The organism is Polaribacter filamentus, from assembly GCF_002943715.1.
Lineage (GTDB): Bacteria > Bacteroidota > Bacteroidia > Flavobacteriales > Flavobacteriaceae > Polaribacter > Polaribacter filamentus.
In genome coordinates this window covers 978,488-990,868 of record NZ_MQUA01000013.1, presented here as the reverse complement: position 1 = coordinate 990,868, position 12,381 = coordinate 978,488, and the positions used below count along the sequence as shown (strand labels likewise).

Genomic DNA, 12,381 nt, shown 5'->3' with positions numbered 1-12,381 from the left:
AGTTGTTAATTTAATGCTTCGCAGCAAATTCCGCTAGTTCTCTTGTAATCTTGGTTGGTGAATTACAATCACAGTTATTTAGCGCAATAACATAAATATCTTCATTAGGTAGATACACACCCATTGATTTGAATCCAAAAATAGAACCACCATGTTCAAAAGTTCGAATATTATTTATGGTTTTAATATGCCAGCCATAACCATAGTCGATATGCTCTCCATTATTCAATGTATAATTTGTAAATGCTTTTTCCGTAGTCTCTTTAATAATTAAAAGGTTGTTTTTTATTGCTTCTTGCCACTTAAACATATCATCCACTGTAGACATTAAAGAACCTGAAGAATATGGTAATGTGAAACTAATTTCTCGGCTATTCATATAACCTTCTTTATTTTGATATCCTGACGCTCTATTTTTAATTACCTTTTTATGGCTTGCATATTGCGAAGATGTCATCTCTAATTTTTTAAAAATTTGTTCTTCTACAAAATTAGCATAACTCTGCCCGGTTATTGTTTCAATGATATAGCCTAAAATTATATATCCTGAATTGTTATATTTGAACTGTTCCCCTGGAATAAAATCAATAGGCTCATTTTTGAAAAAATTAATTAATTCTGAAGGAGTTAAATCTTTTTTTGATATATCATTGAGTCCTTGTGTTCTTGTGAAGTCTCTTATTCCAGAAGTATGAGTCAATAAGTGGTGTATTGTTATCTTATGTCCATTAGTAGGATAGTCAGGAATAAACTTGGTTATTTCGTCATCCAAATTCAGTTTTCCTTTTTCTACAAGTATTAAGATCGATATTGCAGTAAATTGTTTTGTCATCGATCCTATCTCGAAAACATCATCAGGTTTCATTCTAACATTTAACTCAAGATTTGAAAGGCCGAATGCTTTTTTATAAATAATTTTACCTTTTTTGGCGATTAAAAAAGTAGTGCCAGGTACATTTGGTGGATATTTTTCCTGCAATAAACTATCAATCTTGGATTCGAAATTTTGTGAGTAAATTAGAGATTGCGAATTAAGAGATAAAACAGTAATTACGATTAATAGAGACTTTAAATAAATTGCTTTTTTCATTTTTTATAATTTAATTTCCAACAAAATAACAGTCCTTTTTAATTGTTACAAAATGAATGTCACCAACGCCCCATTTTAGTACATTAAAGCAGTCAATACCTAATTTATTACCAAATTCTAAAGACATGAGCCGTTTGTGACAAATAGGAAGCCTTCATGCCAAAAATTATAATTGAAATTTATAAACCCTTATATTTGTGAGCTATGGGCATAACAAAACATATAAAAGTTGGAATTATTGAGGCCTTATTAATGGTTTTATTATTCAGTGTTTTTATTTATCCAAGATTACAGGATATGGGAGATTATGTGTTTATATACCCTTTTAACCTTAAGGATGGTAGTATATATTGGGCACTTTTCTTTTCAATATTATTTGGTGGGCTGCTATTTTTTCTAAATATATACTATGCTATTCCTAAATACCTTAAAAATAAACAGGTTCATAAATACATTTTGAGTATTATACTATTGTTTTTCGGATTACTAGGAATCGAATTACTTACAAAATTTCTACTACAAGCAATTTATAATTTACCAGAAAATTTTGAAACGTTATATGGAGCAAATTATGATAATGTTCCTATGAGGAGAAGTCTTAAAATTCCTCATGTAATAAGAAACCTAGTGTTTTTAGTATTATCCTTTGGTTATCGATATGTTAAAGATTGGAAACAGCTTATGGAAGAACGCACCCGACAGCAAACTATTTTAGCAGAAAAATGGAAAGTAGAGCTCAATTATTTAAAATCTCAAGTAAATCCACATTTTTTATTCAATAATTTAAATAACATATATGCCATTACGAAACGGAATAATGACACAGAAGCTTCGGAAGCCTTAACCAGACTCTCCAGTCTAACTCGTTTTATGCTCTATGACAGTAGTTCGAAATACATTCCTATTGCTAAGGAAATTAAGTATATCCAGGATTATATTGAAATGCAACAATTACGTTTTGCAGATGAGGAAGTAATTGTAAACTTAAAACTGGAAGGTGATATAGAGCATACAAATATTAGTCCTTTAATGTTAATCCCTTTTGTTGAGAATGCTTTTAAATATGGTGTTAAAATACATCAAAACAGTATTATTAGAATAGAAATTAATATCATGAATGGTAGTTTGTTTTTTAAGGTGCGAAACAAAATTCAGCAGAGTAAAAATAATCATGTATATTCAGGGATAGGAATTGCAAATGTTAAAAAAAGATTGGAACTTGTGTACGCAAATAGTTTTGAGCTCAACATAAATAATGATGAGAATTACTTTGAAGTACAGCTACGAATAGATAATTTATGATTGTAAATTGTGTTATAATTGATGATGAGCCAGCAGCCATAGAAGTATTAGCAGATTTTGCTGATAGAACTCCAAATTTATCCCTTTTGAGTACTTTTCGAAATCCATTACAAGCTTTGAGCTTTTTAAGAGATACTAAGGTTGATCTTATTTTCTTGGATATTAATATGCCTGAACTCAATGGTATGGAATTATTAAAAGTATTGATTCATCCACCACTAATTATTTTCACTACAGCTTATACTGAATATGCAATAGAAAGTTATGAAAAAAATGCAGTGGACTATTTACTAAAACCAGTTACTTTCGAGCGTTTTCTTATCGCGGTTAATAAGGCACAAGGTCGTTTAATGAATAAGAATCCTATGGTCATTGACACAACTCAAACTTCAAGTGCAAATGAAGAAATTATCTACCTTAAAAGTGGGCCAAAAACACATCGTATAGTACTTAATGACGTTCGCTATTTGGAAAAAGACGGCCATTATATTAGCTTTTACTTAAGCGACAAAAAAGTGGTTGCACGTTTAAGTATGAAAGATGTTTTTGAAGTAATCTCAAAAGCAAAATTCATTCAGGTGCACAAGTCGTATATAGTTTCAATCGCCTATATAAAAATTATTGAAAGACATCAAATAAAAATAGAAGATTCTTTTATCCCCATTGGCAAAACCTATCGAAAAGCGGTTCATGAGTTTTTTAAATCCGATTTTTATAACTAATTAATCTTTCTCAATTTCTTGATAGAATTATAAAAACCGTTAAATCTCAACCAAAACCTTTCACATAAAAAGATTCCAAAACTAATTGTCTTGAAACCTTTAGTCTATTCTTAAAAACAAAAAAGCCTTAATAACTTAATGTTAAGACCTGTTTTGCTCCCCTTCTTGACAAAAGCTGCAGCTGGAATTCCATCATCCAATACTCAATTATAAGAAAATTAAGGAGTTAACTTTTTATCATTCTAAAAGATGATCAACATTTCGCAAATTTACGTTTATTGAATGTGTGATTTTTTATAATAAACACTCTAAGTATAAATCTAAATTATCTTGAAGACATGCATACTTTTGCTCTTCTAATGGATAATAATTCTTCTACATCTCTATAGCTAAGACTAAACCTTAATTTAAAATAAACCGCTTGTAATAAGATTGCTTTGGGGAAACAGTGACCTTTGAACATATTTTTTTAAGGAAAGAGGGTTGTTTTGATTTTTACTTTCACAGATGAGACAGAACCTAATATATACCGTTTATAATTTTTATTGTCTAGATAAACTCCTAAATAATCTTAATTAATTTTTAACTCACTTACAGATTCAAAAAGTTCCGTGATTATGTGTTGTTGATTACTTGGTGTAACTTCTCTAAAATAACCGATCAGTTCTTTACTTGTTGTATAGTTATTTGTATGCGTTTTTAATTTTCCATCTATGGTGTTCCAATCTTCAAGAAACCGTTTTAACGCTAGATTCACTTGGTCTTCGCCTATTGCCTCTTGTAAGGCGAACATATTTATAGCACCTTTTGCATAATAAATATAGTCTTGATTATCCACTAATGCTAGCGTTGGTTCTACTCCAGATTCTCTGCGCTTGCCTTCTTCGTATTTCTCTAATTGCAACTCTAAAAATTGCTGAACCTTTTCTTTTGGATAGTGCTCTTTTAAAACCATCATTGCTGCATATTGAGAGAGTGTCTCTAAAATAAGATGTCGCCCTTTTACATTTGCTGCGGCTACTTGCATACCAAACCATTGGTGTGCAATTTCGTGTGCAGTCACATAAAATGCCATATCTACATCTGTTTCATCATCAATATCTAAAACAAACCCTATAGACTCCGAGAATGGAATAGTTCCTGGAAATGATTGTGCAAATTGTGCATACCGCGGAAACTCCATAATACGTAACTGTTCATATTGATACGGACTAAAATGCGTACTGTAATAATCTAACGACACTTTCATAGACCTCATCATTCTATCTATGTTATACTCATGACCTTTATGATAGTAAATTTCGAGAGCTACTTGCTTTGAGATAGCATCGGATTTTGAAATCCATGTGTCTTTTTTTAATTCATATCGCGCTGAAACCATCGCATAAAAATTAACGATAGGCTGCTTCATTTTATAATGATAATAACTGCGGTTATTCTCCGTCCATTGTTTTATTAAGTCCCCTGGAGCTATCGCTGTTTGGTCTATTTCCGTCCCAATGACCATCTCAAAATTAATACCATCAGAATCACCACCAGATCTTGCATTTTGCAGTTCATTCACCTCTTCTCTATTAGCTCTATTTTTTCTTTTAGCTAATTGAAATTCTATACGTTTCTTTTTATCTTGAAGCTCATACTTTTTAGTATATCCTAAAGTTGGAAAGTTTTCGTTATTGAAAAAAGTCCCGTTTTCTACAATAGCCGTGTTAGACCCTGACGCCAGGAATCCTTTAGTTGTATACGTTTGTTTGAAACTCATTTTAATGGAATCACCTGGTTTTAAAAGGGTTTTTAGTTTGTGAATGGTATAATAATATGTACTGTATTCGCTATTTATTGTAGCTCCACCATCAAAAGAAACATCGTTTATAACCACATTGTCTTCTATTATTTTTTGAATATGCACCTCATTAATAGTAGCTTCATTTGTGTTTTTTAAAATGTAATAGCCTTCCGCAGAATAATCTCTTGATGATGGATACAACTCAACATTTAAATTAACACTAACAATTTTTGGTTGTGGTATATATTCAAATTTCTTTAATGCTTTTTCATAGCCAACTCTAAATGCTGTAGTTTCAGAATTAGTCCAGTGCTTATTTAAAACATTAGTGTTGTAAAAAATGAAACTCCCAAGCAAAATAAATAGCGTCATAATAACAATTCCAAAGATAAAGAGTGGTTTGCTTATTCTTTGTTTACTGATTTTTAGACGTTTTATGAGATTAGTTTCTGTGCCTCTTACTATAAAAAGTGAACCAATAATAAGTAATAGTATCCCAAAGAGAAACCAATAGGATTTAACGAATAAATAGGGCTTCAAAAAGTGACCATAGCCATTCATGTCAGAATATATTCCTAGAGAACGTCCACCAAAAAAATACAAATCGTGATCGAACCCAAATACACCCAAGGTAATGATCGAAATAAATAAAATAATGACCACCATAATACCCACAAACTTGTGGTTTACCAAAGCTTGAACAAAGAATGCTACAAAAGTGAGTACTGCCAAAGACGGTAATATTTCAAGAAAAAATCCAGAGAAATATACCGAAAATTCGTAGTTATAATAACCACTTAGCGTCTGAAAAAGAACTCCAGAACTAATCAAAGCGAGCATTAACAACACATAAATAAGATTAAGCCCAATGTATTTGCCTGCGAGGTTTATAAAACTTGACATTGCTGAAGCATCGTAAATCAAGTTTAATTTGGCGCCTCGTTCTTTCCAAACCAATTCGCCAGAGTAAAACACCAAGATGATGATGAAAAAATATATTGATGTTTCTTGTAGTTCTTCTACAATAAAATAGGTTGCAGGAAAACTGTCCACTCCATATACGGTTCCCAGGTTTACCGAATTTATAAGAATGATGATCATCCCACAAATAACAATACCCCAGAATGGCGGCTGCTTGCAAATACTTACAAAGTAAAACCAAGAAAACTGTTTTAATTGTGTCCATTTAGAGCGCATACCATATTGCTTTTTAGCAACTGGGATCGCTATAGCACTAGCATCGTTAACAGATTGAATATTTGCTGCTTGCACTTGTTTTCTCTTAGATCGCTTGTTTTTAACCACATTAAAGTTGAATTTTTTATAGCCATACAACAACCCTACTATCCCTAGAGAAGCCCAAAACAATTTGTTATACATAAGCGCTCCTCCAAAAAATGGAATGCTTTCTGTCCCCTTTTCTAGCACAGACCAAGACTTTGTAACAAAAGTTGTTGTTGTTAATGAAAATGGATCCAAAATGGCTTGCCAAAATTCGTTTGTAATCGCTTTGGTTAACATAAAGACCACAAACAAAATGATGCCTTGTGTATATACTACCACTAGATTTCTACTTAATGCACCCGTGACAAAAAATAGAGATGCTCCAAAAAATAAGGTTGGTAAGGTTACCATTAAAAAAGTCTTTACATAAACTAGTGCATTAAAATCTAATAAATCGTTTGGATTATGCCAAGGCATACATTCGCCTAACATCGTTCCGAATAATACACCAGAAAATACGAATAGCAAAACAGTAAACGAACCTAAAAAACGACCCAATAAATAATCCTTTTTCTTGATTGTTGTAGAAAAAATAAGTGATTCAATTTCATATTCAAAATCTCTTAATACAGAAACGCCCATAATCATGGAGGCTAAAATCATAAATACGCCAGTAATTGCTCCCATTGTTTTTGCAATTACAAATGGCGAATTTTTTTTCATAACTCCAAAATCGAAACCTTGAAAAACAAAATCGACACCAACAATAGAAAAGAGAAAAAGAAATAAAAAGAAAACATACGTGTCTGGTCGCTTAATGCGATATTGTATTTCGAACTTAAAAATGTTATACCACATGACTAATTTGATTTAAGGTTTGTATTGCTAAATATTTGCGAGAAATACACATCTTCTAAACTAGTATTAACACCTATGAAACCATCACCTGGATCATTATCGCTTACAATGTGAATCGTTGGCTTTCCAAGAAATAATTTTTCACTGATGACTTGATAGTTTTGTTTATAACCATTTAATTCGGGCTTTTCAATTGTTTTTTTATAGACCTTGCCTTTTAAGTCTTCCATTATTTGTATTGGATTTCCTTTTAAACAAACTTGACCTTGATTGATAATAGCCATATTAGTGCAGAGTTCTTTAACATCATCTACAATATGCGTAGATAGTATCACTACGGTCTGTTCTCCTAATTCACTTAACACATTATAAAAGCGATTTCGCTCTACAGGATCTAATCCTGCAGTTGGTTCATCCACAATAAGTAGTTTTGGGTTATTCAATAAAGCTTGCGCGATACCAAAACGTTGTTTCATTCCACCAGAATAGCCTTTAAGATTTTGTTTTCTTACTTCATATAAGTTGGTTTTTTGTAAAAGTGCTTTCACTAATTCTTGACGCTCGCTTTTATTCGAGATTCCCTTTAGTACTGCAAAATGATTTAGCAATACTTCAGCAGATATTTTAGGGTATAAACCAAATTGCTGTGGTAGATAGCCTAATACCTGCCGCAACTCGTTTTTTTGTTTTAACACATCTATGTCTCCGAGAAAGACAGATCCACTGTCTGCTTCTTGTAGTGTCGAGAGGGTTCTCATAAGTGTCGATTTCCCAGCACCATTTGGTCCTAGTAAACCAAACATACCTGTTGGTATCTCTAATGAAATGTTTTGTAATGCTTTAATTCCATTTGAATATGTCTTTGATAAATTATTTATTGTAAGATTCATCGTGTTCGTTTTTTATTGTTAGTTAATTTGGATTGTTTCTATATGTTTTGTAGGAATTGTTGAACCCAATCAGAAATAATATGATCCTTATTTAAATAAAGGAGTGTTATTCCTACGGTATCATATATTCCATGAACTAACACAAGTAATAGTAAGTTATTCCTGTTTTTATTAAATATCATTGCAATACAGAAAGCCCACAAAAATGAAGACACCATTCCAATAGTTCCTTGATAACCGTGAGATACGCCAAAATAGATTGAAGTAGTAATTGCAGAGAGTAACCAAGCCTTATTGTTATTACCTAATAACTCTGCTAATGCTTTCATATAATAACCACGAAATAGAAACTCTTCGCCAAACGCAGCAAACACCCACACTATGATCATTAAAGCTATATAACCTCCAAGATTACCTCTTACATCATCTAAAGATGACAAATCATATTCACCAAGAAACATTTTTAATATGGGGTCCAATAGTATGTCAAAACCAATAATAAGTAGTATCGTTATTAGCAAACTCTTTAAAACTGTTTTCCAGCTAATTTTTTTTCCAATCCCGAATTTTGACCAATCAAAATTACTTCCCCATAAAATTAGAAAGGCAATACCTAGTCCGAAAAAAAAGACGAAGTTTCTATCAATAAACCCAAATATTGGCGCAATGAGCATTATTAAAACGACTACATAGGGTTTGTTTAAATAATTGTGTATTTTAGTTTTCATTTCTGTTGCTTTTTTTAATTGATTAGTATTATTTATTCACTTCAGTTTCTAATGGTAATTCTTTACCCAAAAGGTTCCCTCTACTAAAAGAACCATTTTGCCACAATAGCAATTCTCCCATTGTTCCACTTTTCATATTGGCATCTATCACTATTACCCTGCCGTCATAGTGCATTTCAATGTGCTTATGTGTGGTATGACCAACGACAATATTTGAGATATTAAAATGGTTTAACAACGCATCTATTTGTAAATCTGTAGCCAATTCCCCTTGAAAATAACCTCTATAGTAGATTGGACCGTTTTGCCTATGCAGAAAGTTTCCAACTTCATTACGTTTTTCAGCCATTTCACTTTCTACTAATTGTAATTTGAATGCATTATTTATGTCTTCTATAGACAAGCCTTTCGTTACTAGATCAGGATGTAATCCGCCGTGTGTAAATAGAATGTCATTTACTTTTACTAAGACTGGACGGGTGCGTAACCAATCTCCTAGAACAGTGCCTTTATTAAAAAGAGTGTTGAAAGGTTTTTCTAAAATCTTACCAATTTCAGTGTATTTTGGGTGTACCGAACGCAAATTTCCATTGAGCACCATAACATCATGATTTCCAAGCAGCACATGTAACTTCCCTCCTTTTTCTTCCGCTTGTTTTTCTAAATCATATAAAAACCACAACACTTCGGTAACCTGTGGACCTCTATCAAACATATCTCCTGCAACCACAAAATGCCCGTTTCCAAAACTCCATTTCTCCTGATTATCAATAACACCATTATTTTTTAGGAGTTTCATAAATGTGTCATATTGACCGTGAATATCGCTTACAGCTCCAATTTTGAAATTTCCATTATACACGAGTTGTTTAACTTCCTTGGGAGTGTTATTCCATAGTTTGGCTTTCACACCATTGTATTCAATACTTTGAGAATCTTTGGATCTGATTTTCTGGGTGTGTATTTCGCCCTTATTTACCCAAGTTGCAGTACGACCTGTTTCTGTTTGCATTACATAAGGACCATCACTAACGCCTTCGTATGGAATATTAAGAACTTCTAGAATCTCCTTAATATTCTCTTCCTTTGCTAAATCTACGGCAGAATAATCCTCTTTAAGAGGTATACTAGGATCGGCACCACCATCCATTAATAATTTTAGTATCTCTGCATTCCTTCCTTTAATAGCAAATACAATCGCTGATTGCTTCTCCTTACTAATAAAATTCACATTAGCCTTATACCCAATAAGTTCCTGAACCATCGCAGAGTTTTGATATGCAGTAGCATACATCAGAGGTGTTAAATCATCAGTTACTAAATTAGGATTAGCACCATTTTCAAGTAAATACTTCGCCACTTTATATGTTCTGTCTTTTTTAATGGCGTAAATAAGCAAAGTTTGTCCTTCTCCATAAAGGGAATCTATCGCATTGCCTTTTGATAAAAAAGTTTTAACAGCTTGCACATTTCCAAGGGCGATCTCTTGTTGAATGTTAATTTTATCGCCATTCGATGATTTGGTAAAACGTTTGCTTAGCTGTTCCTGTGTTAATTCTCTGGCCATATAAATCACTAATTGCTTGCCGCTTTGTGAACTCCAAGTGCCTGTTATTCCCGTTTCTGAAATTAAACCTGAAAAACTGCCCTGAGAATGAATAGAGAAACTAAGAGTCGTTTCGGTAACCTTAAGATCTTGCATAGGAATTGTCGCTGCTCCTTTTGAAGCAGGTCCCATGAAGCCAATAAGGGTTCTTTCTTCCGTGGTTTCGAAACGCCACATAATTCCAATGGACTTATTCTCATTAATTACTAAATTACCTTCCCATTTACCTTCTATAGGTATGCTGATTTTTTCGTTTTGAGCTAATTCTTGTGGAGAGGTGTTTGAATTAATAACAAATAGTGTTATAAGTGAACACATAAAATTAATTAGTTGTGACATTTTAATAGGTTTTAAATGGTTAATGAGTTTTAAACTATTCCTTTTTTTGATTGATAGAGACAAAAGTATCAAGTACTTACATGTCTAAAAAAGATTTGGGATATATAGCAGTTAGCGAGTGACACACATACGGTTAAATGTTATAAGAGCATTATATAACGACACAATAGACGTTTATCCCTCGTTACAGACAGTTTATCAACTTATTTGTATGAAGGGATTTATTTCATTAATATTGACCTATGAATTACAAAATATCAGATAAAAAAAAGAAAACCATAAAGCGCATTTATAAAATAGCGCTAGTCTTTATTGGTATTATCATCGTTATTTTTAATGATACTTTTGGCAAACTAGAAGGGTTTGTAGAGTTTATTGCATTTTATTTCATAGTTCTATTTATCACTATTTCATATTGGTTATTTAAACAAATCAAATCGATTATTCGATTAAAAAATGAAAAGGCTCAAACAGAACTCATGCACTTAAAAAGTCAGGTAAATCCTCACTTTTTTTTTAATATGCTTAATAACCTTTATGGTTTGGTAGCTAAAGATTCTAAAAAAGCACAAGAGCTTATTTTGAAACTATCAGATATGATGCGTTACAGTATCTATGAAGGGCAAAAAGAAACGGTGTTACTTTCTGAAGAAATCACCTATTTACAAAACTATATTGAGTTACATAAAATGCGTTATCATAAAACTATAGATGTTCAATTTAAAATAGATATAAAAGAAAATGATTTTCAAATAATGCCACTTCTTTTTATCATCCTTTTAGAAAATGCATTTAAGCATGGTGTAGAAAATTTGAGGAACAATGCATATGTTCATATAGATATGAAAACAGAAAACAATCAAATAAATTTTGATATAGAAAACAATTTTGATAATACCATTATTAATGAACAAGGAGGTATTGGTATGAATAACCTAAGACGTAGGTTAGAATTGGTGTACCCAAAAAGTCATACCTTAACCATAACAAAAACGGATACTGTTTATAAAGCCCAATTGAATATTAGAAAATTATGATCAAGTACCTTATTATAGATGATGAACCTATTGCTCACGATATCATAAAAGGGTATTGTGACATGCTACCAAACATGAAGTTTATGGCAGATTGCTATGATGCTATTGAAGCTTTAGACTATTTGAACAAACAGCCTGTAGATCTTATTTTTTTAGATCTAAACATGCCTAAGTTAAAAGGTTTTGAGTTTTTAAAAACCTTAGCGTCTCCTCCAAAGGTAATTGTAACAACGGCTTATAATGAGTTTGCAATTGAAGGTTATGAGCTTAATGTTGTAGACTATTTATTAAAACCCTTTAGTTTTGAACGCTTTTTAAGTGCTGTAAATAAAGTAACTGCTTCTACTCCACAATTAAAACAAGTGCGTGTCGAAAATGAACAAGCATCTGCAAATCAGCTGTTTTTAAAACAGAATAACAGCCATATACAAGTTGATGTAAATACCATCTTATATATTGAAGCTTCTGGAAATTATACAAAAGTTGTTACTACACTCGATACAATTACTATAAGAGAAAAAATATCTACTACTTTAGAAATGCTCCCAAAAGAGAAGTTTCTTCAAGTTCACAAATCTTTTGTAATTGCTACAAAACATATTAATAGAATTGATGGAAATAGAATATACATTGAAGACCATACAATTCCAATTGGTAAATTATATAAAGCCAATCTTATTCAATTATTGAAGTAAGTTACTATTTTTCTAATAGTTGCTATCGGGGTTCTGTCGGGTTCTGCATCTGTTGAAGATAAATATAAAAGTTTGGAATAATTCAGTTATTTAAGAAGCCAGTG

At 31.9% G+C, this 12,381-nt stretch carries 9 protein-coding genes; 4 read left to right on the top strand and 5 right to left on the bottom strand.

Annotation, left to right across the window (positions count from 1 at the left end; all coding sequences use genetic code 11):
• Positions 1–10: 10 nt before the first annotated feature.
• Entirely contained in the window at positions 11–1,090 is a 1,080-nt protein-coding gene (locus tag BST83_RS06590; protein WP_104809096.1) for a serine hydrolase domain-containing protein, read from the bottom strand.
• Positions 1,091–1,294: 204 nt separating this feature from the next.
• Here BST83_RS06590 and BST83_RS06585 point away from each other — a divergent pair, with 204 nt between their 5' ends.
• Positions 1,295–2,392: a sensor histidine kinase gene (locus BST83_RS06585; protein WP_104809095.1), complete on the top strand. Its 1,098-nt coding sequence runs from the start codon at positions 1,295–1,297 to the stop codon at positions 2,390–2,392.
• Positions 2,389–3,114 carry a LytR/AlgR family response regulator transcription factor gene (locus BST83_RS06580; protein ID WP_104809094.1) on the top strand — a complete coding sequence of 242 codons (726 nt, stop codon included), beginning with the start codon at positions 2,389–2,391 and terminating at the stop codon, positions 3,112–3,114. The genes BST83_RS06585 and BST83_RS06580 overlap by 4 nt, the downstream gene beginning before the upstream one ends.
• Before the next feature lie 571 nt (positions 3,115–3,685).
• Here BST83_RS06580 and BST83_RS06570 read toward each other — a convergent pair.
• Genes BST83_RS06570 through BST83_RS06555 form a run of 4 tightly spaced genes read right to left on the bottom strand, consistent with a single transcriptional unit; the run spans position 3,686 to position 10,545 of the window.
• On the bottom strand, positions 3,686–6,982 hold the full coding sequence (locus BST83_RS06570) for an ABC transporter permease/M1 family aminopeptidase (protein ID WP_104809093.1): 3,297 nt from the start codon (positions 6,980–6,982) through the stop codon (positions 3,686–3,688).
• A 2-nt stretch (positions 6,983–6,984) separates the two neighbouring features.
• Positions 6,985–7,872: an ABC transporter ATP-binding protein gene (locus tag BST83_RS06565; protein WP_104809092.1), complete on the bottom strand. Its 888-nt coding sequence runs from the start codon at positions 7,870–7,872 to the stop codon at positions 6,985–6,987.
• A gap of 38 nt (positions 7,873–7,910) precedes the next feature.
• Positions 7,911–8,600, bottom strand: coding sequence for a CPBP family intramembrane glutamic endopeptidase (locus BST83_RS06560; RefSeq protein ID WP_104809091.1), 690 nt, complete (start codon positions 8,598–8,600; stop codon positions 7,911–7,913).
• Between the two features lie 28 nt (positions 8,601–8,628).
• Positions 8,629–10,545 carry an ankyrin repeat domain-containing protein gene (locus BST83_RS06555; RefSeq protein ID WP_104809090.1) on the bottom strand — a complete coding sequence of 639 codons (1,917 nt, stop codon included), beginning with the start codon at positions 10,543–10,545 and terminating at the stop codon, positions 8,629–8,631.
• A 242-nt stretch (positions 10,546–10,787) separates the two neighbouring features.
• On the opposite strand from BST83_RS06555, the gene BST83_RS06550 reads away from it, so the two are divergent.
• Together BST83_RS06550 and BST83_RS06545 are read left to right on the top strand one after the other, a co-directional pair.
• Positions 10,788–11,582, top strand: a complete 795-nt coding sequence (locus BST83_RS06550) for a sensor histidine kinase (protein ID WP_104809089.1) — start codon at positions 10,788–10,790, stop codon at positions 11,580–11,582.
• Positions 11,579–12,277: a LytR/AlgR family response regulator transcription factor gene (locus BST83_RS06545; protein WP_104809088.1), complete on the top strand. Its 699-nt coding sequence runs from the start codon at positions 11,579–11,581 to the stop codon at positions 12,275–12,277. Before BST83_RS06550 ends, BST83_RS06545 begins: the two co-directional genes overlap by 4 nt.
• Positions 12,278–12,381: the final 104 nt, after the last annotated feature.